This is a genomic window from Pseudomonas silesiensis, assembly GCF_001661075.1.
In the GTDB taxonomy this organism is placed as follows: Bacteria; Pseudomonadota; Gammaproteobacteria; order Pseudomonadales; family Pseudomonadaceae; genus Aquipseudomonas; species Aquipseudomonas silesiensis.
Genome location: NZ_CP014870.1, coordinates 6,141,917 through 6,165,000 on the forward strand (window position 1 = coordinate 6,141,917; position 23,084 = coordinate 6,165,000).

At 55.3% G+C, this 23,084-nt stretch carries 16 protein-coding genes, 4 tRNA genes and 2 rRNA genes; all 22 read right to left on the reverse strand.

Translation table 11 applies throughout. The features are described from left to right. Positions 1-24: 24 nt before the first annotated feature. On the reverse strand, positions 25-336 hold the full coding sequence (gene rpsJ, locus PMA3_RS27270) for a 30S ribosomal protein S10 (RefSeq protein WP_003186070.1): 312 nt from the start codon (positions 334-336) through the stop codon (positions 25-27). Positions 337-495: 159 nt separating this feature from the next. Then, complete coding sequence (gene tuf / locus PMA3_RS27275) at positions 496-1,689, reverse strand: elongation factor Tu (protein ID WP_007896660.1); 1,194 nt, start codon at positions 1,687-1,689, stop codon at positions 496-498. 32 nt (positions 1,690-1,721) lie between these two features. Further along, positions 1,722-3,827 (reverse strand): elongation factor G, encoded by a 2,106-nt coding sequence (gene fusA / locus PMA3_RS27280; protein ID WP_064680057.1) that lies wholly within the window; start codon positions 3,825-3,827, stop codon positions 1,722-1,724. 30 nt (positions 3,828-3,857) lie between these two features. After that, positions 3,858-4,328: a 30S ribosomal protein S7 gene (gene rpsG, locus PMA3_RS27285; protein WP_002555493.1), complete on the reverse strand. Its 471-nt coding sequence runs from the start codon at positions 4,326-4,328 to the stop codon at positions 3,858-3,860. A gap of 118 nt (positions 4,329-4,446) precedes the next feature. After that, positions 4,447-4,818 (reverse strand): 30S ribosomal protein S12, encoded by a 372-nt coding sequence (rpsL, locus tag PMA3_RS27290; RefSeq protein ID WP_002555494.1) that lies wholly within the window; start codon positions 4,816-4,818, stop codon positions 4,447-4,449. A gap of 216 nt (positions 4,819-5,034) precedes the next feature. Next, positions 5,035-9,234: a DNA-directed RNA polymerase subunit beta' gene (rpoC, locus tag PMA3_RS27295; protein ID WP_064680058.1), complete on the reverse strand. Its 4,200-nt coding sequence runs from the start codon at positions 9,232-9,234 to the stop codon at positions 5,035-5,037. A 64-nt stretch (positions 9,235-9,298) separates the two neighbouring features. Next, entirely contained in the window at positions 9,299-13,372 is a 4,074-nt protein-coding gene (gene rpoB, locus PMA3_RS27300; RefSeq protein ID WP_064680059.1) for a DNA-directed RNA polymerase subunit beta, read from the reverse strand. Positions 13,373-13,592: 220 nt separating this feature from the next. After that, positions 13,593-13,958 carry a 50S ribosomal protein L7/L12 gene (gene rplL / locus PMA3_RS27305; protein WP_064680060.1) on the reverse strand — a complete coding sequence of 122 codons (366 nt, stop codon included), beginning with the start codon at positions 13,956-13,958 and terminating at the stop codon, positions 13,593-13,595. Positions 13,959-14,038: 80 nt separating this feature from the next. Beyond that, a complete protein-coding gene (rplJ, locus tag PMA3_RS27310) occupies positions 14,039-14,539 on the reverse strand; it encodes a 50S ribosomal protein L10 (protein ID WP_064680061.1) in 501 nt (166 codons plus the stop codon). Between the two features lie 198 nt (positions 14,540-14,737). Next, positions 14,738-15,433, reverse strand: coding sequence for a 50S ribosomal protein L1 (gene rplA / locus PMA3_RS27315; protein ID WP_007896626.1), 696 nt, complete (start codon positions 15,431-15,433; stop codon positions 14,738-14,740). Continuing rightward, positions 15,433-15,864, reverse strand: coding sequence for a 50S ribosomal protein L11 (gene rplK / locus PMA3_RS27320; RefSeq protein WP_003210097.1), 432 nt, complete (start codon positions 15,862-15,864; stop codon positions 15,433-15,435). The genes rplA and rplK overlap by 1 nt, the downstream gene beginning before the upstream one ends. Before the next feature lie 117 nt (positions 15,865-15,981). Beyond that, positions 15,982-16,515, reverse strand: coding sequence for a transcription termination/antitermination protein NusG (gene nusG, locus PMA3_RS27325; RefSeq protein WP_007896622.1), 534 nt, complete (start codon positions 16,513-16,515; stop codon positions 15,982-15,984). A 9-nt stretch (positions 16,516-16,524) separates the two neighbouring features. Further along, positions 16,525-16,893, reverse strand: coding sequence for a preprotein translocase subunit SecE (gene secE / locus PMA3_RS27330; protein ID WP_064680062.1), 369 nt, complete (start codon positions 16,891-16,893; stop codon positions 16,525-16,527). Positions 16,894-16,938: 45 nt separating this feature from the next. Then, positions 16,939-17,014: transfer RNA gene (locus PMA3_RS27335), tRNA-Trp, on the reverse strand. A gap of 172 nt (positions 17,015-17,186) precedes the next feature. After that, positions 17,187-17,262: transfer RNA gene (locus PMA3_RS27340), tRNA-Thr, on the reverse strand. Positions 17,263-17,288: 26 nt separating this feature from the next. Further along, positions 17,289-17,362, reverse strand: a tRNA-Gly gene (locus tag PMA3_RS27345). Between the two features lie 24 nt (positions 17,363-17,386). Beyond that, positions 17,387-17,471: transfer RNA gene (locus PMA3_RS27350), tRNA-Tyr, on the reverse strand. Positions 17,472-17,613: 142 nt separating this feature from the next. After that, a complete protein-coding gene (locus tag PMA3_RS27355; protein WP_064680063.1) occupies positions 17,614-18,054 on the reverse strand; it encodes a hypothetical protein in 441 nt (146 codons plus the stop codon). Positions 18,055-18,061: 7 nt separating this feature from the next. After that, complete coding sequence (locus tag PMA3_RS27360; RefSeq protein WP_064680064.1) at positions 18,062-18,811, reverse strand: pantothenate kinase; 750 nt, start codon at positions 18,809-18,811, stop codon at positions 18,062-18,064. Further along, the gene (gene birA, locus PMA3_RS27365; protein ID WP_064680065.1) at positions 18,801-19,760 is read right to left on the reverse strand and encodes a bifunctional biotin--[acetyl-CoA-carboxylase] ligase/biotin operon repressor BirA; all 960 of its coding nucleotides are present in this window, start codon (positions 19,758-19,760) and stop codon (positions 18,801-18,803) included. Before birA ends, PMA3_RS27360 begins: the two co-directional genes overlap by 11 nt. Positions 19,761-19,897: 137 nt before the next feature. After that, positions 19,898-20,013: ribosomal RNA gene (rrf, locus tag PMA3_RS27370) — 5S ribosomal RNA — on the reverse strand. Between the two features lie 152 nt (positions 20,014-20,165). Then, positions 20,166-23,057: ribosomal RNA gene (locus PMA3_RS27375) — 23S ribosomal RNA — on the reverse strand. Positions 23,058-23,084 lie beyond the last annotated feature (27 nt).

Here is a 23,084-nt window from a genome sequence, read left to right on the forward strand (position 1 = left end):
GCGTTACACGACTAAGACCGAGTCTTAGCCGAGGCTGATCTGCACTTCCACACCGGCCGCAAGATCAAGCTTCATAAGAGCATCAACGGTTTTATCCGTTGGCTGGACGATGTCCAGAACGCGCTTATGAGTACGGATCTCGTACTGGTCACGCGCGTCTTTGTTGACGTGCGGGGAGACCAGAACGGTGAACCGCTCTTTACGGGTAGGCAGTGGAATTGGACCACGCACTTGAGCACCAGTACGTTTCGCGGTTTCCACGATTTCCTGGGTGGATTGGTCGATCAGGCGATGGTCAAAAGCCTTCAACCTGATACGGATTTGCTGATTTTGCATTGGATTTCAGACTCCGGCTGCTATTCCCACCGAGCGCAATACGCCCGTTAAAAGGAGGCGCAATTCTATAGACGCCCCATATGGGTGTCAACCCAATAAAAAAGCCCCCCGCTGAGCGGAGGGCTTTTTCAACTCATCGAAGCTTACTCAAAAAAGAGCTTACTCGATGATTTTGGCTACGACGCCAGCGCCGACGGTACGACCGCCTTCACGGATAGCGAAACGCAGACCGTCTTCCATTGCGATGGTCTTGATCAGGGTGACAACCATTTTGATGTTGTCGCCTGGCATTACCATTTCAACGCCTTCCGGCAGCTCGCAGTTACCAGTCACGTCAGTAGTACGGAAGTAGAACTGTGGACGGTAGCCTTTGAAGAACGGAGTGTGACGACCGCCTTCTTCTTTGCTCAGAACGTACACTTCAGCTTCGAACTTGGTGTGCGGCTTGACCGAACCTGGCTTGACCAGAACCTGGCCACGCTCAACGTCGTCACGCTTGGTACCACGCAGCAGAACGCCGCAGTTCTCGCCAGCACGACCTTCGTCGAGCAGCTTACGGAACATTTCAACACCGGTGCAGGTGGTGACGGTAGTGTCACGCAGACCAACGATTTCCAGTGGATCCTGAACCTTGACGATACCGCGCTCGATACGGCCAGTTACAACAGTACCACGACCGGAGATCGAGAATACGTCTTCGATTGGCATCAGGAACGGCTTGTCGATAACACGGACTGGATCTGGAATGTAGCTGTCCAGAGTCTCAACCAGTTTACGAACGGCAGTGGTGCCCATTTCGTTGTCGTCTTGGCCGTTCAGAGCCATCAGAGCCGAACCGATGATGATCGGAGTGTCGTCACCTGGGAAGTCGTAAGTGCTCAGCAGATCGCGCACTTCCATCTCAACCAGTTCCAGCAGCTCAGCGTCGTCAACCATGTCAGCCTTGTTCAGGAAGACAACGATGTACGGAACGCCTACCTGACGGGACAGCAGGATGTGCTCACGGGTTTGTGGCATCGGACCATCAGCGGCCGAGCAAACCAGGATAGCGCCGTCCATCTGAGCAGCACCGGTGATCATGTTTTTCACGTAGTCAGCGTGACCTGGGCAGTCAACGTGAGCGTAGTGACGGATCAGCGAGTTGTATTCAACGTGCGCGGTGTTGATGGTGATACCACGAGCCTTTTCTTCCGGAGCGCTGTCGATCTTGTCGAAAGCAACAACGGCCGAACCGAAAACTTCGGAGCAGACGCGAGTCAGAGCAGCGGTCAGCGTGGTTTTACCGTGGTCGACGTGACCGATGGTGCCAACGTTGACGTGCGGGAGGGTACGGTCAAATTTTTCTTTAGCCACGACAATTAACTCCTAGCCTAAAGGGGGCTGAATCAGCCTTGTTTTTTGGTAACAGTTTCGACGATGTGCGACGGAGCTGTATTGTATTTTTTGAATTCCATAGAGTAGCTTGCGCGACCTTGGGACATGGAACGGACGTCGGTCGCATAACCGAACATCTCACCCAGCGGAACTTCGGCACGAATTACTTTGCCGGAGACCGTGTCTTCCATACCCAGGATCATGCCGCGACGACGGTTAAGGTCGCCCATCACGTCACCCATATAGTCTTCAGGTGTAACAACCTCTACCGCCATGATTGGCTCAAGCAACTCACCACCGCCCTTCTGGGCCAGTTGCTTGGTTGCCATGGAAGCAGCCACCTTGAACGCCATCTCGTTGGAGTCGACGTCGTGGTAGGAACCATCAAACACGGTAGCCTTCAGGCCGATCAGCGGATAGCCGGCAACAACGCCGTTCTTCATCTGCTCTTCGATACCCTTCTGGATAGCCGGGATGTATTCCTTAGGAACCACACCACCCACTACTTCGTTCACGAATTGCAGACCTTCCTGACCTTCGTCAGCAGGAGCAAAGCGGATCCAGCAGTGACCGAACTGGCCACGACCGCCGGACTGGCGAACGAACTTGCCTTCAATTTCGCAGTTCTTCGTGATGCGCTCACGGTACGAAACTTGAGGCTTACCGATGTTGGCTTCGACGTTGAACTCACGGCGCATCCGGTCAACCAGGATGTCCAGGTGCAACTCGCCCATGCCGGAGATGATCGTTTGACCAGTCTCTTCGTCGGTTTTAACGCGGAAAGATGGATCTTCCTGAGCAAGCTTGCCCAGAGCGATACCCATTTTTTCCTGGTCGTCCTTGGTCTTAGGCTCTACGGCAACCGAAATAACCGGCTCCGGGAAGTCCATGCGAACCAGGATGATTGGCTTGTCAGCATTGCACAAAGTCTCACCAGTGGTGACGTCCTTCATGCCGATCAAGGCCGCGATGTCGCCAGCGCGTACTTCCTTGATTTCTTCACGGGCGTTTGCGTGCATTTGCACCATACGACCCACACGCTCTTTCTTGCCTTTAACCGAGTTGATCACGCCGTCGCCGGAGGCCAACACGCCCGAGTAAACGCGGACGAAGGTCAAGGTACCCACGAATGGGTCGGTAGCGATCTTGAACGCCAGAGCCGAGAACGGCTCGCTGTCGTCTGCGTGACGCTCCATTTCCTTGGTCTCGTCATCCGGGTCAGTACCCTTGATGGCAGGAATGTCGGTAGGAGCAGGCAGGTAGTCGATCACGGCGTCGAGAACCAGGGGAACGCCCTTGTTCTTGAAGGAAGAACCGCAAACAGCCAGGACGATCTCACCAGCGATAGTACGCTGACGCAGAGCGGCCTTGATTTCCGCGTTGGTGAGTTCTTCACCTTCGAGGTACTTGTTCATCAGCTCTTCGCTGGCTTCGGCCGCAGCCTCAACCATGTTGCCGCGCCATTCGTCAGCCAGTTCCTGCAGTTCAGCAGGGATAGGCTTGCGAACTGGAACCATGCCTTTGTCAGCGTCATTCCAGTAAACAGCTTCCATGGCGAGCAGATCAATCTGACCCTGGAAGTTGTCTTCGGAACCGATGGCCAACTGGATTGGAACCGGGGTGTGACCCAGACGCTGCTTGATCTGACCGATCACGCGCAGGAAGTTCGCACCAGCACGGTCCATCTTGTTTACGTAAACAAGACGTGGAACGCCGTACTTGTTGGCTTGACGCCATACGGTTTCCGACTGAGGCTCAACGCCCGAGGTACCGCAGAACACAACGACCGCGCCGTCGAGAACACGCAGGGAACGCTCAACTTCAATAGTGAAGTCAACGTGGCCCGGGGTGTCGATGACGTTGAAGCGGTATTGGTCCTTGTGCTGCTTCTCGGAACCCTGCCAGAAGGCGGTGATGGCAGCAGAAGTAATGGTAATACCACGCTCCTGCTCCTGCACCATCCAGTCTGTGGTCGCGGCGCCGTCATGCACCTCGCCCATTTTGTGACTTTTGCCAGTGTAAAAAAGGACGCGCTCGGTGGTGGTGGTTTTACCAGCATCCACGTGAGCGACGATACCAATGTTACGGTAGCGATTAATCGGTGTAGTACGAGCCATAAAGCCCTCGCAAAATTAGTGACGCTAAAATTAGAAGCGGTAGTGCGAGAAAGCCTTGTTGGCTTCAGCCATACGGTGCACGTCTTCACGCTTCTTAACTGCAGCACCTTTGCCTTCGGCAGCGTCCAGCAGTTCGCCAGCCAAACGCAGAGCCATAGACTTCTCGCCGCGCTTGCGAGCGAAGTCTACCAACCAGCGCATTGCCAGAGCGTTACGACGGGACGGACGAACTTCAACCGGAACCTGGTAAGTAGCACCGCCTACACGGCGCGACTTTACTTCGACCAGCGGAGCGATGGCGTCGAGAGCTTTCTCGAAGATTTCCAGGGGGTCGCTGTTCTTGCGTTCTTTAACTTTTTCCAGCGCGCCATAAACGATACGCTCGGCAACGGCTTTCTTGCCGCTTTCCATCACGTGGTTCATGAACTTGGCCAGGATCTGGCTGCCGTATTTTGGATCGTCAAGCACTTCGCGCTTGGCTGCTACGCGTCTTCTTGGCATGGATAAGCCCTCAAACGGTCTTCAGGTTCGCTCGGAATCGGTGCCCTTCCGGGACGCCTCCGACCTTACTCTTATCGACTCAGAAAAATAGAAAATCGTTTTTTACAAAAAGCCACTACTACTTAGGCTTCTTGGTACCGTACTTCGAACGACCCTGGTTACGACCTTTAACGCCGGAAGTATCCAGAGAACCGCGTACGGTGTGGTAACGAACACCTGGCAAGTCTTTTACACGACCGCCGCGGATCAGTACCACGCTGTGCTCTTGCAGGTTGTGGCCTTCACCGCCGATGTACGAGGAAACCTCGAAACCGTTGGTCAGACGCACACGGCATACTTTACGCAGTGCCGAGTTAGGTTTTTTCGGCGTGGTGGTATACACACGGGTGCATACGCCACGACGTTGCGGGCAGTTCTGCAGCGCAGGCACGTCGGATTTCTCGACGATACGCTTACGCGGCTGACGTACCAGCTGGTTGATAGTTGCCATCTACTAGCTCCACTGTTGTCTTGCGACGCTATTGTCTTGCAAGAAAAGCAAAATGGCAGGAACGAATTCCCGCCAAATTTAGGGGTACAAGAGTCTAAAGAGGATCTTGCCCCCAGTCAAGGCAAGGCCCCGACCTCCCCCCTCATCCAACCTCGACAAATTGTCTCGATTCGATGAACGGAGCGACCAGGGCCTTACGCTCATTTACCGCAGAACTCAGTTACCGCTCGAGTTCAGCGCTTCGGTCAGTGCAGCTTCCACTTCACTGGCGCTTACGCGCAACGGTTTGTCAGCATCACGGCGGCGCTTGCGCTCGCTGTGGTAAGCCAGACCGGTACCGGCCGGGATCAGACGACCCACGACCACGTTTTCTTTCAGGCCGCGCAGGTAATCGCGCTTGCCGGTTACCGCCGCTTCGGTCAGTACGCGAGTGGTTTCCTGGAAGGAAGCCGCCGAGATGAACGATTCGGTGGACAACGACGCCTTGGTGATACCCAGCAACACACGAGTGAACTTGGAAACGAATTTCTCGTCGCCAGCCAGACGCTCGTTCTCTACCAGAACGTGAGTCAACTCCATCTGGTCGCCCTTGATGAAAGTCGAGTCGCCGGATTCAGCGATTTCGACTTTACGCAGCATCTGACGCAGGATGGTCTCGATGTGCTTGTCGTTGATCTTCACGCCTTGCAGACGGTAAACGTCCTGGATCTCGTTCACGATGTACTTGGCCAGCGCACTCACACCCAGCAGACGCAGGATGTCGTGTGGATCGCTCGGGCCGTCGGAGATAACTTCGCCGCGGTTTACCTGTTCGCCTTCGAAGACGTTCAGGTGACGCCACTTCGGAATCAGCTCTTCGTACGGATCAGTGCCGTCGTTCGGAGTGATAACCAGACGGCGTTTGCCTTTGGTCTCTTTACCGAACGCGATGGTGCCGCTGACTTCAGCCAGAATCGAGGCTTCTTTCGGACGACGGGCTTCGAACAAGTCGGCAACACGCGGCAGACCACCGGTGATGTCACGGGTCTTCGAAGTCTCTTGCGGGATACGAGCGATAACATCACCGATCGCAATCTTCGCACCATCCGCTACACCAACCAGGGCGTTAGCAGGCAGGAAGTACTGAGCAATTACGTCGGTACCCGGCAGCAAGAGATCCTTGCCGTTGTCATCAACCATCTTCACAGCAGGACGGATATCTTTACCGGCAGCTGGACGGTCTTTGGCGTCGAGTACTTCAATGTTGGTCATACCGGTCAATTCGTCAGTCTGACGCTTGATCGTGATGCCTTCTTCCATGCCCACGTAGGTCACGGTACCTTTCATTTCGGTAACGATTGGGTGAGTGTGCGGATCCCACTTGGCCACGATTGCGCCAGCGTCGACCTTGTCACCTTCTTTAACCGAAATCACAGCACCGTACGGCAGCTTGTAACGCTCGCGCTCACGACCGAAGTCATCAGCGATTGCCAGCTCACCGGAACGGGACACAGCAACCAGGCAACCATCCACTCGCTCAACGTGTTTCAGGTTGTGCAGACGGACGGTACCGCCATTCTTCACCTGAACGCTGTCGGCTGCGGAGGTCCGGCTTGCCGCACCACCGATGTGGAACGTACGCATGGTCAGCTGGGTACCCGGCTCACCGATGGACTGGGCAGCAATAACGCCGACCGCTTCACCGATGTTCACCTGGTGACCACGAGCCAAGTCACGGCCGTAGCACTTGGCGCAAATGCCGTAGCGGGTTTCGCAGCTGATCGGCGAACGCACGATCACTTCGTCGATGCTGTTCAGCTCGATGAACTCGACCCACTTCTCGTCTACCAGCGTGCCACCAGGAACAATAACTTCCTCGGTACCCGGCTTGAATACGTCACGGGCAATGACACGACCCAATACGCGCTCACCCAACGGCTCGACAACGTCACCGCCTTCAATGTGCGGCGTCATGACCAGGCCATGTTCGGTGCCGCAATCGATCTCGGTCACCACCAGATCCTGCGCCACGTCTACCAGACGACGAGTCAGGTAACCGGAGTTCGCAGTTTTCAACGCGGTATCCGCCAAACCTTTACGAGCACCGTGAGTGGAGATGAAGTACTGAAGTACGCTCAAACCTTCACGGAAGTTCGCAGTAATCGGCGTTTCGATGATGGAACCGTCCGGCTTGGCCATCAGGCCACGCATACCGGCGAGCTGACGGATCTGCGCAGCAGAACCCCGTGCGCCCGAGTCGGCCATCATGTACATCGAGTTGAAGGATTCCTGGTCGACTTCGACGCCATGACGGTCGATGACTTTCTCTTTCGAGAGGTTGGCCATCATCGCCTTGGAAACTTCGTCGTTCGCCTTGGACCAAAGGTCGATCACTTTGTTGTACTTCTCGCCCTGGGTTACCAGGCCGGAGGCATACTGACTTTCGATCTCTTTCACTTCATCAGTAGCAGCATTGATGATGCGGGCTTTTTCATCCGGGATAACGAAGTCGTTAACACCGATGGAAACGCCGGAAATGGTCGAGTAAGCAAAACCGGTGTACATCAACTGGTCAGCGAAGATCACGGTCTCTTTCAAACCAACCACGCGGTAGCACTGGTTGATCAGCTTGGAGATCGCCTTTTTCTTCATCGGCTGGTTGACGACGTCGTACGACAGGCCAGGTGGAACAACCTGGAACAACAGCGCACGGCCGACAGTGGTTTCGACGATACGAGTGCCGCTTACGCTGCCGCCATCACGGTCGTTGACGGTTTCGTTGATCCGCACTTTGACCTTGGCGTGCAGTGCGGCTTCGCCGGCACGGAACACACGGTCAACTTCTTGCAGATCCGCGAACACACGACCTTCGCCCTTGGCGTTGATCGCTTCACGGGTCATGTAGTACAGACCCAATACAACGTCCTGCGACGGAACGATGATTGGCTCACCGTTGGCTGGCGACAGGATGTTGTTGGTCGACATCATCAACGCACGCGCTTCGAGCTGGGCTTCCAGCGTCAGCGGTACGTGCACGGCCATTTGGTCGCCGTCGAAGTCGGCGTTGTACGCAGCACAGACCAGAGGGTGCAGCTGGATAGCCTTACCTTCGATCAGTACCGGTTCAAACGCCTGGATACCCAAACGGTGAAGGGTCGGTGCACGGTTGAGGAGAACCGGGTGTTCACGGATCACTTCAGCGAGAACGTCCCAAACCTCTGGCAGCTCGCGTTCGACCATCTTCTTGGCAGCTTTGATGGTGGTAGCGAGACCACGCATTTCCAGCTTGCCGAAAATGAACGGTTTGAACAGCTCGAGAGCCATTTTCTTCGGCAGACCGCACTGGTGCAGACGCAGGGTCGGACCTACGGTAATTACCGAACGACCGGAGTAGTCAACACGCTTACCGAGCAAGTTCTGACGGAAACGACCTTGTTTACCCTTGATCATGTCAGCCAGGGATTTCAGAGGACGCTTGTTCGAACCGGTGATAGCGCGGCCACGACGACCGTTGTCGAGCAGTGCGTCGACGGCTTCCTGCAACATACGCTTTTCGTTGCGCACGATGATGTCCGGAGCGGACAGATCGAGCAGACGCTTCAAGCGGTTGTTACGGTTGATCACTCGACGATACAGATCGTTGAGGTCGGAAGTCGCGAAGCGACCGCCATCCAGCGGGACCAGTGGACGCAGATCTGGCGGCAGAACCGGCAGAACGGTCAGCACCATCCATTCTGGAAGGTTGCCGGAACCCTGGAAGGCTTCCATCAACTTCAGACGCTTGGACAGCTTCTTGATTTTGGTTTCGGAGTTGGTTTGCGGAATTTCTTCACGCAGACGGCCAATCTCGTGTTCCAGGTCGATAGCGTGCAGCAGTTCACGGACAGCTTCGGCACCCATGCGGGCATCGAAATCGTCGCCGAACTCTTCCAGCGCTTCGAAGTACTGCTCGTCGTTGAGCAGCTGACCTTTTTCAAGGGTGGTCATGCCTGGATCGATAACGACATAGCTCTCGAAGTAGAGAACGCGCTCGATATCACGCAGGGTCATGTCCATCAGCAAGCCGATACGCGACGGCAGCGATTTCAGAAACCAGATGTGGGCAACTGGCGAGGCCAGTTCGATGTGCGCCATGCGCTCACGACGAACTTTGGCCAGTGCGACTTCAACGCCGCACTTCTCGCAGATCACACCACGGTGCTTCAAGCGCTTGTACTTACCGCACAGGCACTCGTAATCCTTTACCGGGCCAAAGATCTTGGCGCAGAACAGACCGTCACGCTCAGGTTTGAACGTACGGTAGTTGATGGTTTCCGGCTTTTTAACTTCACCGAACGACCATGAGCGGATCATCTCAGGCGAGGCCAATCCGATACGGATGGCGTCGAACTCTTCGACTTGACCCTGGTTTTTCAGCAAATTCAGTAGGTCTTTCAAGGCCTTTCCTCCTGGCGGAGCAGAGAGCGGGCAATCCTGCCCCGCTCTCGATTCGCGTCACGTGTTATTCGGTTTCCAGATCGATATCGATGCCGAGGGAACGAATTTCCTTGATCAACACGTTGAAGGACTCGGGCATGCCCGGCTCCATACGGTGATCGCCATCCACGATGTTTTTGTACATCTTGGTACGGCCGTTCACATCGTCCGACTTCACTGTGAGCATTTCTTGCAGAGTGTAAGCAGCACCGTATGCTTCCAGTGCCCAGACCTCCATCTCCCCGAAACGCTGACCACCGAACTGCGCCTTACCACCCAGCGGCTGCTGGGTAACCAGGCTGTACGAACCGGTAGAACGAGCGTGCATCTTGTCGTCTACCAAGTGGTTCAGCTTCAGCATGTACATGTAGCCAACAGTCACCGGGCGCTCGAACTTGTTGCCGGTACGGCCGTCGGTCAGCTGCATCTGGCCGCTTTCTGGCAGGTCCGCCAGTTTCAGCATGGCCTTGATTTCGCTTTCCTTGGCACCGTCGAATACTGGAGTGGCCATTGGAACGCCGCCACGCAGGTTCTTCGCCAGATCCAGGATTTCCTGGTCGGAGAAGCTGTCCAGATCTTCGTTGCGACCGCCGATCTCGTTGTAGATCTCGTGCAGGAACTTGCGCAGATCGGCAACTTTACGTTGCTCCTCGATCATGCGGTTGATCTTCTCGCCCAGGCCTTTGGCCGCGAGGCCCAAGTGGGTTTCAAGGATCTGACCAACGTTCATACGCGAAGGTACGCCCAACGGGTTGAGGACGACGTCGACCGGGGTGCCATTGGCATCGTGCGGCATGTCTTCAACCGGCATGATCACGGAGACCACACCTTTGTTACCGTGACGACCGGCCATCTTGTCGCCCGGCTGGATGCGACGACGGATTGCCAGGTAAACCTTGACGATTTTCAGCACGCCTGGAGCCAGGTCATCGCCCTGCTGCAGTTTGCGCTTCTTGTCTTCGAACTTGTCGTCCAGCAGACGGCGGCGATCAACGATGTAGGCCTGAGCCTTCTCGAGCTGCTCGTTCAGAGCATCTTCAGCCATGCGCAGTTTGAACCACTGGCCATGCTCAAGACCGTCGAGCACTTCGTCGGTGATGTCCTGACCTTTCTTCAGGCCGGCGCCGCCTTCGGCTTTGTGGCCGACCAGAGCGGAACGCAGACGTTCGAAGGTCGCGCCTTCAACGATACGGAACTCTTCGTTCAGATCCTTGCGGATCTCGTCGAGTTGAGTCTTCTCGATCGACAGTGCACGAGCATCACGCTCAACGCCGTCGCGGGTGAAGACCTGTACGTCGATGACAGTACCCTTGGTGCCGGTAGGCACGCGCAGGGAGGTGTCTTTAACGTCGCTGGCTTTTTCACCGAAGATGGCACGCAGCAGTTTTTCTTCCGGAGTCAGTTGGGTCTCGCCTTTCGGAGTGACCTTGCCGACCAGGATGTCGCCTGCGCCTACTTCGGCACCTACGTAAACGATACCGGCTTCGTCCAGCTTGTTCAGTGCCGCTTCACCCACGTTCGGGATGTCGGCAGTGATTTCCTCTGGCCCAAGCTTGGTGTCACGCGCCACACAGGTCAGTTCCTGAATGTGGATCGTGGTGAAGCGGTCTTCCTGAACCACACGCTCGGACAGGCAGATGGAGTCTTCGAAGTTGAAGCCGTTCCATGCCATGAACGCGATGCGCATGTTCTGACCCAGCGCCAGTTCACCCATGTCGGTGGACGGGCCGTCGGCCATGATGTCGCTGCGCTGAACCCGATCACCTTTACGCACCAGCGGACGCTGGTTGATGCAGGTGTTCTGGTTGGAGCGGGTGTATTTGGTCAGGTTGTAGATGTCGACACCGGCTTCACCGGTTTCAACTTCGTCATCGGCAACACGAACCACGATACGGCTGGCGTCGACGGAGTCGATCACGCCGCCACGACGAGCCACGACGCAAACGCCGGAGTCACGGGCTACGTTACGCTCCATGCCGGTACCGACCAGCGGCTTGTCAGCGCGCAGGGTAGGTACAGCTTGACGCTGCATGTTCGAACCCATCAACGCACGGTTGGCGTCATCGTGCTCGAGGAACGGGATCAGCGACGCTGCAACCGAAACTACCTGCTTCGGCGATACGTCCATCAAGGTGACGTCTTCCGGCGCCTTGACGGTGAACTCGTTCAAGTGACGAACAGCTACCAGTTCGTCGATCAGGACCTTCTTGTCGTTCATCGTGGCCGAAGCCTGAGCGATCACGTGATCAGCTTCTTCGATGGCGGACAGGAACACGATCTCGTCGGTGACCAGAGCGTCTTTCACCACACGGTACGGGCTCTCGAGGAAGCCGTACTGGTTGGTGCGCGCATAGGCAGCCAGGGAGTTGATCAGGCCGATGTTCGGACCTTCCGGCGTTTCGATCGGGCATACACGACCGTAGTGAGTCGGGTGTACGTCACGCACTTCAAAGCCGGCACGCTCACGGGTCAAACCGCCAGGGCCGAGTGCAGACACACGACGCTTGTGGGTGATCTCGGACAGCGGGTTGTTCTGGTCCATGAACTGGGAAAGCTGGCTGGAACCGAAGAACTCTTTCACCGCCGCAGCCACTGGCTTGGCGTTGATCAGGTCTTGCGGCATCAGGCCTTCGCTTTCAGCCATCGACAGACGCTCTTTGACCGCACGCTCAACACGTACCAGGCCAACGCGGAACTGGTTCTCGGCCATTTCGCCTACGCAGCGAACACGACGGTTACCCAGGTGGTCGATGTCATCGACGATGCCTTTACCGTTACGGATGTCGACCAGAGTCTTCAGTACCGCGACGATGTCTTCTTTGCACAACACGCCCGAACCTTCGATCTCGGTACGACCGATACGACGGTTGAACTTCATCCGGCCGACCGCAGACAGGTCATAGCGCTCAGGGCTGAAGAACAGGTTGTTGAACAGGGTCTCGGCAGCGTCTTTGGTTGGCGGCTCGCCTGGACGCATCATGCGATAGATCTCGACCAGCGCTTCCAATTGGTTGCTGGTGGAGTCGATCTTCAGGGTGTCGGAGACGAACGGACCGCAGTCGATATCGTTGGTGTACAGAGTCTCGATGCGAACAACCTGGGCCTTGGCGATTTTTGCCAGGATCTCGGTGTTCAGCTCGGTGTTGCACTCTGCCAGGATTTCGCCGGTTGCCGGATGCACGATGGCCTTGGCGGTAGTGCGACCCAGGACGTAGTCCAGAGGCACTTCCAGGGTCTTGAGACCGGCTTTTTCGATCTGGTTGATGTGGCGCGCAGTAATACGGCGACCAGCCTCAACGATGACCTTGCCCTTCTCGTCCTGAATATCAAGAACAGCGATTTCACCACGCAGACGCGAAGCAATCAGTTCCAGACTGAGGGTTTCGCCGCTCAGGTGGAAAACGTTGGTGGTGTAGAACGCGTCGAGCACTTCTTCAGTGGTATAGCCGAGCGCGCGCAGCAGTACCGATGCAGGCAGCTTGCGACGACGGTCGATACGCACGAATACGCAGTCTTTCGGGTCGAACTCGAAGTCCAGCCACGAACCGCGGTAAGGAATGATGCGCGCGGAGTACAGCAGTTTGCCGGAGCTATGCGTCTTGCCGCGGTCGTGGTCGAAGAACACGCCCGGGGAACGGTGCAGCTGGGAAACGATTACTCGCTCGGTACCGTTGATTACGAAGGTACCGTTTTCAGTCATCAGGGGGATTTCACCCATGTAGACTTCTTGCTCTTTGATGTCCTTGATCGCTTTGTTCGACGATTCTTTGTCGAAAATGATCAGGCGCACTTTTACCCGCAAAGGTACGGCGTAAGTTACACCGCGCAATACGCATTCTTTGACATCAAATGCCGGTTCGCCCAGGCGATAACCGACGTACTCCAGCGCAGCATTGCCGGAGTAGCTGATGATCGGGAAAACGGATTTGAAGGCCGCATGCAGGCCCACGTCGCGGAACTGATCTTTAGTCGCTCCCGCCTGCAAGAATTCACGATACGAATCCAGCTGGATTGCCAGGAGATACGGCACATCCATGACGTCCGGCAACTTGCTAAAGTCCTTGCGGATACGTTTTTTCTCAGTATATGAGTAAGCCATCAGCGTTCCCCAGCTTGGTCACCTGCTTGTTTGGCCCCTCCCGACGGGAGCAGCCAGAAAATCGTGCAAACCCCATGGTTTGCGCCACCGCATCGGGTGGTTACAGCTCGTTACCAGCACCGACCCAGTCGGCTGCCAATAACGGAAAAAGGCCGGTGGCAAGAGCCACCAGCCATCAGCCTTTCGCTTAACGCTCGGGCTGGAGACGCAAGGTCGATGCTTACTTCAGCTCGACTTTAGCGCCTGCTTCTTCCAGAGTTTTAGCGGCTTTGTCAGCTGCGTCTTTCGAAACAGCTTCCAGTACCATGCCTGGAGCGCCGTCAACTACAGCCTTGGCTTCTTTCAGGCCCAGACCGGTCAGTTCACGTACTGCCTTGATCACGTTAACTTTCTTCTCGCCAGCTTCCAGCAGCATGACGTTGAATTCAGTTTGTTCTTCAACAACGGCAGCAACAGCGGCTGGACCTGCGGAAGCAGCGGCAGCGGAAACGCCGAACTTCTCTTCCATGGCCTTGATCAGCTCAACGATTTCCAGAACGGATTTTTCGCCGATTGCTTCGATGATTTGGTCGTTAGTCAGAGACATGACTATAAATTCCTGTATTGGGGTGACAGCCTACGCGGCCATCGAAATAAACAAAAAACGCTGAAAGGAGTCGCTCAGCCTTAGGCTGCAGCGGCTTCTTTCTGGTCGCGAAGAGCCGCCAGAGTACGAGCCAATTTGCTGGTTGCGCCTTGAATCACGCTCATCAGCTGAGAAATTGCTTCGTCACGGGTCGGCAGGCTTGCCAGTACGTCGATCTGATTAGCCGCGAGGTACTTGCCCTCGAACGCAGCTGCCTTGATCTCGAACTTGTCCTGACCTTTTGCGAACTCTTTGAAAATACGGGCAGCAGCGCCCGGATGGTCTTTGGAGAATGCAATCAAGGTCGGGCCGGTGAACACGTCGTTGAGCACGTCATATTGAGTGCCGGCAACGGCGCGCTTGAGCAGGGTGTTACGTACAACACGTACGTAAACGCCAGCTTCACGAGCCTCTTTACGGAGTCCGGTCATAGCGCCTACTGTTACGCCACGGGCATCAGCCACGACAGCGGACAGAGCAACTTGGGCAGCCTTGTTGACTTCAGCGACGATGGCCTTCTTGTCTTCAAGTTTAATTGCCACGGGAAAAACTCCTGCTTGTTACCGTTTCATCCAACCGAAGCCGGATGTCGTTTTGGTGTCTGATTCGGTAAGGAACCGGGAGCACCATCTGCGTAGGCTTGAGGTTTAAGACTTGCGTCGCCTACGGTCTTGGATAGCCCCCGCCAGGCAGGGACCCCAATCTTTCAATTGACGCAATCGCTTGCGCCAATCTTTGTCTTACGCGTCGAGCGAACCTTGGTCGATGACCAGGCCTGGACCCATGGTGGTGCTCAGGGTAACGCGCTTGACGTAAATACCTTTCGAGGAAGCCGGCTTGATACGCTTCAGATCAGCGATCAGGGCTTCAACGTTTTCCTTCAGCTTGACGGCATCGAAGCCGACTTTGCCAACGGAGGTGTGGATGATGCCGTTTTTGTCGGTGCGATAACGAACCTGACCAGCCTTGGCGTTTTTAACCGCGGTAGCTACGTCTGGGGTTACGGTGCCGACTTTAGGGTTAGGCATCAGGCCGCGTGGACCGAGGATCTGACCCAACTGGCCTACAACGCGCATGGCATCCGGGGATGCGATCACTACGTCATAGTTCAGGTCGCCGCCTTTCATTTCGGCAGCCAGGTCGTCCATACCTACACGGTCAGCGCCGGCAGCCAGAGCGGCCTCGGCAGCTGGACCCTGGGTGAACACGGCAACGCGAACGGTCTTGCCAGTGCCGTGTGGCAGCACGGTAGCGCTACGAACGACCTGGTCGGATTTACGCGGGTCAACGCCCAGGTTCACAGCAACGTCGAACGACTCGCTGAACTTGACGGTCGACAGCTCAGCCAGCAGGGCGGCAGCGTCTACAAAGTTGTAGGACTTGCCTGCTTCGATTTTGCCGGCGATAGCCTTTTGACGCTTGGTCAGCTTAGCCATTACACACCCTCCACGTTAAGGCCCATGCTACGAGCAGAACCGGCGATAGTACGCACGGCTGCATCCATATCAGCTGCAGTCAGATCCGCGTTTTTGGTTTTCGCGATTTCTTCCAGCTGAGCACGGGTCACGGTGCCAACCTTAACGGTGTTCGGACGAGCGGAACCGCTAGTCAGACCAGCCGCCTTCTTCAGCAGAACCGAAGCAGGGGTGGATTTGGTTTCGAAAGTGAAGCTACGGTCGCTGTAGACAGTGATGATCACTGGAGTCGGCAGGCCTGGCTCAATACCCTGAGTACGGGCGTTGAAAGCCTTGCAGAATTCCATGATGTTCACGCCGTGCTGACCCAGAGCAGGACCAACAGGTGGGCTTGGGTTAGCCTGAGCGGCCTTCACTTGCAGCTTGATGTAAGCGGTAATTTTCTTGGCCATGAGGCACTCCAATTACGGGTTCAAACGCCTCGAAAGGCTCCCCGGTTACTTGCGCGTTTATCCCAGTGACGACAAAACCCCACAGCCTGAGGCTGCGGGGTTGGGATGCTTGCTCAGCTAGACCTTTTCGACCTGACTGAACTCAAGCTCTACCGGAGTAGAGCGTCCGAAAATAAGCACTGCCACTTGGATCCGGCTCTTTTCGTAGTTAACTTCTTCAACCGTGCCAGTAAAATCGGCGAACGGTCCGTCGTTGACCCGTACCGACTCACCTGGCTCGAACAACGTCTTCGGCTTCGGCTTGTCGCTACCATCAGCAACACGACGCAGAATCGCTTCTGCCTCTTTATCTGTGATCGGCGCAGGCTTATCGGCAGTACCGCCGATGAAACCCATCACCCGAGGCGTATCCTTGACCAAGTGCCAAGTACCCTCGTTCATGTCCATCTGGACCAGCACATAACCTGGGAAGAACTTGCGCTCGCTTTTGCGTTTCTGGCCATTACGCATTTCAACCACTTCTTCAGTGGGAACCAGAATTTCGCCAAAGCCATCTTCCATGCCAGCCAGCTTTACGCGCTCTACCAACGAGCGCATGACATGCTTCTCGTAACCGGAGTAAGCATGCACAACGTACCAACGCTTAGCCACGGGACACCCTTAGCCGACAATCAAGGAAACAAGCCAGCCGAGCAGGGAATCAAGCCCCCACAACAGCAACGCCATAACCAGGACAACAGCCACAACAATCAACGTGGTCTGCGTGGTTTCTTGGCGAGTTGGCCATACGACTTTACGAATCTCGGTGCGAGCTTCCTTCACCAGTACGAAGAAAGACTTGCCCTTGGCTGTCTGCAGGCCTACAAAGGCAGCTACAGCAGCAATGACAAGCAAAGCAAGTACGCGGTACAGGATCGGCGAAGCAGAGTAATACTGATTGCCAACAACGCCAACAACCACCAAAGCAGCTACTGCCAGCCACTTGAGCAGATCGAAGCGAGAGCCTTGAGCTTCAGCTTTAGGAGTCATCTATGAAGATCCTGTGAAAAGAAAGCCAAACCCACCAAGTGAATCTGGCAGGTCAGGAGGGAATCGAACCCCCAACCTACGGTTTTGGAGACCGTCGCTCTGCCAATTGAGCTACTGACCTAAAACAAAATCAGGCCGACCATTATGCCGGCCCGAAGAAGACTTTACAACAATTTACTCGGCGACCCTGGCTACGGCATCCACCCTGACGGCACGACCATCACCGCAGACGACCAACGACAACCTGGACCACTTAAAACAAAGGCAGATATTTTCATATCTGCCTTGTTATATGGAGCTCTTGAGCGGATTTGAACCGCTGACCTCACCCTTACCAAGGGTGTGCTCTACCAACTGAGCTACAAGAGCGTAACACTTTGCAAAATCTGCAAACTTGGAGCGGGTAGCGGGAATCGAACCCGCATCATCAGCTTGGAAGGCTGAGGTTCTACCACTAAACTATACCCGCGAGGCTTGCAGCTCTCGCTAAAAATGGTGGAGGGGGAAGGATTCGAACCTTCGAAGTCGTAGACGTCAGATTTACAGTCTGATCCCTTTGGCCGCTCGGGAACCCCTCCTAAGCGAGCCGGCATTCTATACTACGCCGGCCTTCTGTCAAGCATTTTCTCATTAAAAACCTGAGGTTAGCTGCGTTGACCTCGCTTCGCAGTGTTGACCGTTAAAGGTGTTCACTGCGGAGCGGGCGCCATTCTATGCAAACTATTGAGTGGGTGCAACCCCCTCGCACGGCATTATTTTATGTTTTAACTCATTGAATTCTCTGGAAAGGTTTTTCAGCTGCGAATCGTCCAGCCAGCGCCGGCTTTCGGGCGCCACACGCACCCAGTAACCCGCGGATTCGGCAGAATCCTTCGGCAATGACTGGAATTTGATTTCCATGCCATTCAATCGCCGTTCGACCGCCTGGGCGGCTTCCTGACGCGCAAAACCTCCCAGATACAGGCAACCATCATTTGGCCGGGGCGATTTATCTTTATCTCGCGCCGCCTCAGTCGTCTCGCTCAACAGGCGGATATCCTGCTGCGAACCGCGATACAAGCTCAACGGCGTAACATCTTTGGCACGCAGTGGCGCCTCTTGTTGATGCCAGATGTAATAGAACACATTGAGAACGAGCAGCAGCAGGAACAACCAACGCATAAAAACCTCAGGACAAGGGACACGCCATAGCCAAGCCTACGAACACCAGGTCTGGAACCACCCTGGCCTCTGGCACGATCCCGGAGACCAGGTCCGCATCCCCCCCAGTGAGGAACACAGTAAAATCATCCCCCCAGTAACTGCGCGCCATCTCGAGCTGGGTCAGGACAAAGCCCCTGAGCATAAGCGAGCACCCTCGCTCCACCGCTTCGACGGTGGTGCGACCCGGGATGAGGCTTTCCAGGGCGCGCTCAGCGGCGACATCCCCATAACGGATTCTACGCGTATGGGTCCGCAGCTGATTGCGCATCAGGGGCATTCCCGGGCATATGAATCCGCCGAGATGCTCCCCATCGCCGGCAATGAAGTCAGCAGTGACCGCGGTACCGAAATCGAGCACCAGGCAAGCGCCTGACGCCAGGTGAAACCCGCCAAGCATCGCCAGCCAACGATCCAGCCCCAGCCGCTCGAACTCCTCATACCCGTTACGAACACCGGACATTTCGCGGGCTGGTGCTGCGCAAGCTACCGATACACCGAAAGCCTGCGTCAGCAGCGCAATCAATGCATGGGTTTCTTCAGGGGTCCTGACACTGACCAACCGGCAAAACTTGAGAGCGAGCCCCTTGAGCGCCTTCAGGCTCTCCAGCAGCGCGAGGTCCGAATCAACGACGCCCTCGCCCGCCACCCGACGGACATCCGCATCGAGCACCCGCCACTTGATGAAACTGTTTCCGCAGTCGAGCTCAAGAATCATCACGCAACCTCAGACTGAGCTCACCGCCACTAAAGACTTTTTCCACACCATCCACCTTCAAGCGCAAGGCACCCTGGCTATCAATACCCAGCACTTCGCCATCTATTTGGTTAACGCCAGCAATCAGCGACACAGCGCGCCCCTGCCAAAGATGATTTTGCTCCCACTCCGCCTGGATAGCTGAAAATCCGCCGATTTGATGACGATTCAAATAGGCCTGGAGCTTCTCCCCCAAGACGGCAACGAGGTGATTGCGATCAAATGCCTTGCCCGACTCAAGCCGCATGGACGTCCACTGCTGATCAACCTCATCGGTCATCTGCATGTTCACATTAATCCCGACACCCAGGACCACATGACAGACATCGGCAGGATCCCCCACCAGCTCGAGCAATATCCCTGCGATCTTTTTTTGCCCCACCAGAACATCATTGGGCCACTTCAGCCCCGCCGCCGGAATACCAAGCTCTCGCAAGGCCTGCATTACCGCAAGCCCCACGACCAGGCTCAAGCCCTCCAGCTGGCGCATTCCACCCTCGATACGCAGCACCAGGCTGTAATAGATGTTTTCCGCAAAAGGGCTGGCCCATTTTCGCCCGCGTCGCCCTCGCCCGGCAGTCTGCCGCTCGGCAAGCACCAGGAATGGTGCAGCCTGGCCGCGCTCTATGGCGCGCAGGGCTTCGGCGTTGGTGGAGTCAATTGAGTCGAAGACCAGAACAGGCCAGTCACAGGCAGGGGCCTGCGCTCTGATGGCGAGAGGGTCAAGCAGCGTCAGGGGGGCAGCCAGCTGATACCCGCGCCCGCGCACCTTGTGAATGGACAAGCCAAGCTCAGCCTCCAGATGCTGAAGCTGCTTCCATACCGCGCTACGACTGATACCCAAGGCAATGCCCAGGGCCTGGCCGGAATGAAACCGACCATCTTTAAGAAGCTCTAACAACGTCAGCATGCAAGTCTCGCCTCACAATGAGGCCCGCATGATAGCCATGCCCCGAGCCGTTGCATAGAAAACCTGGGGGTCGTATTTTTCGCCGGACAAAAACAAAACCCCTACCTGCATACGCAGATAGGGGTTTCGGAATTCAATCTTGACGATGACCTACTCTCACATGGGGAAACCCCACACTACCATCGGCGATGCATCGTTTCACTGCTGAGTTCGGGATGGGATCAGGTGGTTCCAATGCTCTATGGTCGTCAAGAAATTCGGGTACTGAGTCGTGACCTGATGGCCTCGCTTCAGCAAATTGGGTATGTAATAGATTTGTGTGTTGCTGGCGAACTTTCGGTTCATTGCGTCTTCACACACCGCAATCTGGTGCTCTTACGAGCAAGCAAATTGCTTGGGTGTTATATGGTCAAGCCTCACGGGCAATTAGTATTGGTTAGCTCAACGCCTCACAGCGCTTACACACCCAACCTATCAACGTCGTAGTCTTCGACGGCCCTTCAGGGGACTCAAGGTCCCAGTGAGATCTCATCTTGAGGCTAGTTTCCCGCTTAGATGCTTTCAGCGGTTATCTATTCCGAACATAGCTACCCGGCAATGCCACTGGCGTGACAACCGGAACACCAGAGGTTCGTCCACTCCGGTCCTCTCGTACTAGGAGCAGCCCCTCTCAAATCTCAAACGTCCACGGCAGATAGGGACCGAACTGTCTCACGACGTTCTAAACCCAGCTCGCGTACCACTTTAAATGGCGAACAGCCATACCCTTGGGACCGGCTTCAGCCCCAGGATGTGATGAGCCGACATCGAGGTGCCAAACACCGCCGTCGATATGAACTCTTGGGCGGTATCAGCCTGTTATCCCCGGAGTACCTTTTATCCGTTGAGCGATGGCCCTTCCATACAGAACCACCGGATCACTAAGACCTACTTTCGTACCTGCTCGACGTGTCTGTCTCGCAGTCAAGCGCGCTTTTGCCTTTATACTCTACGACCGATTTCCGACCGGTCTGAGCGCACCTTCGTACTCCTCCGTTACTCTTTAGGAGGAGACCGCCCCAGTCAAACTACCCACCATACACTGTCCTCGATCCGGATAACGGACCTGAGTTAGAACCTCAAAGTTGCCAGGGTGGTATTTCAAGGTTGGCTCCACGCGAACTGGCGTCCACGCTTCAAAGCCTCCCACCTATCCTACACAAGCAAATTCAAAGTCCAGTGCAAAGCTATAGTAAAGGTTCACGGGGTCTTTCCGTCTAGCCGCGGATACACTGCATCTTCACAGCGATTTCAATTTCACTGAGTCTCGGGTGGAGACAGCGCCGCCATCGTTACGCCATTCGTGCAGGTCGGAACTTACCCGACAAGGAATTTCGCTACCTTAGGACCGTTATAGTTACGGCCGCCGTTTACCGGGGCTTCGATCAAGAGCTTCGCGTTAGCTAACCCCATCAATTAACCTTCCGGCACCGGGCAGGCGTCACACCCTATACGTCCACTTTCGTGTTTGCAGAGTGCTGTGTTTTTAATAAACAGTCGCAGCGGCCTGGTATCTTCGACCGGCATGGGCTTACGCAGTAAATGCTTCACCCTCACCGGCGCACCTTCTCCCGAAGTTACGGTGCCATTTTGCCTAGTTCCTTCACCCGAGTTCTCTCAAGCGCCTTGGTATTCTCTACCCAACCACCTGTGTCGGTTTGGGGTACGGTTCCTGGTTACCTGAAGCTTAGAAGCTTTTCTTGGAAGCATGGCATCAACCACTTCGTGTTCTAAAAGAACACTCGTCATCAGCTCTCGGCCTTAGAATCCCGGATTTACCTAAGATTCCAGCCTACCACCTTAAACTTGGACAACCAACGCCAAGCTGGCCTAGCCTTCTCCGTCCCTCCATCGCAATAACCAGAAGTACAGGAATATTAACCTGTTTTCCATCGACTACGCTTTTCAGCCTCGCCTTAGGGACCGACTAACCCTGCGTCGATTAACGTTGCGCAGGAAACCTTGGTCTTTCGGCGTGGGTGTTTTTCACACCCATTGTCGTTACTCATGTCAGCATTCGCACTTCTGATACCTCCAGCAAGCTTCTCAACTCACCTTCACAGGCTTACAGAACGCTCCTCTACCGCATCACCTAAGTGATACCCGTAGCTTCGGTGTATGGTTTGAGCCCCGTTACATCTTCCGCGCAGGCCGACTCGACTAGTGAGCTATTACGCTTTCTTTAAAGGGTGGCTGCTTCTAAGCCAACCTCCTAGCTGTCTAAGCCTTCCCACATCGTTTCCCACTTAACCATAACTTTGGGACCTTAGCTGACGGTCTGGGTTGTTTCCCTTTTCACGACGGACGTTAGCACCCGCCGTGTGTCTCCCATGCTCGGCACTTGTAGGTATTCGGAGTTTGCATCGGTTTGGTAAGTCGGGATGACCCCCTAGCCGAAACAGTGCTCTACCCCCTACAGTGATACATGAGGCGCTACCTAAATAGCTTTCGAGGAGAACCAGCTATCTCCGAGCTTGATTAGCCTTTCACTCCGATCCACAGGTCATCCGCTAACTTTTCAACGGTAGTCGGTTCGGTCCTCCAGTTAGTGTTACCCAACCTTCAACCTGCCCATGGATAGATCGCCCGGTTTCGGGTCTATTCCCAGCGACTAGACGCCCTATTAAGACTCGCTTTCGCTACGCCTCCCCTATTCGGTTAAGCTCGCCACTGAAAATAAGTCGCTGACCCATTATACAAAAGGTACGCAGTCACCTAACAAAGTAGGCTCCCACTGCTTGTACGCATACGGTTTCAGGATCTATTTCACTCCCCTCTCCGGGGTTCTTTTCGCCTTTCCCTCACGGTACTAGTTCACTATCGGTCAGTCAGTAGTATTTAGCCTTGGAGGATGGTCCCCCCATATTCAGACAAAGTTTCTCGTGCTCCGTCCTACTCGATTTCATGACTAAGAGATTTTCGCGTACAGGGCTATCACCCACTATGGCCGCACTTTCCAGAGCGTTCCGCTAATCTCAAAGCCACTTAAGGGCTAGTCCCCGTTCGCTCGCCACTACTAAGGGAATCTCGGTTGATTTCTTTTCCTCAGGGTACTTAGATGTTTCAGTTCCCCTGGTTCGCTTCTTAAGCCTATGTATTCAGCTTAAGATACCTAACTTATGTTAGGTGGGTTCCCCCATTCAGACATCTCCGGATCAAAGTCTGTTTGCCGACTCCCCGAAGCTTTTCGCAGGCTACCACGTCTTTCATCGCCTCTGACTGCCAAGGCATCCACCGTATGCGCTTCTTCACTTGACCATATAACCCCAAGCAATCTGGTTATAC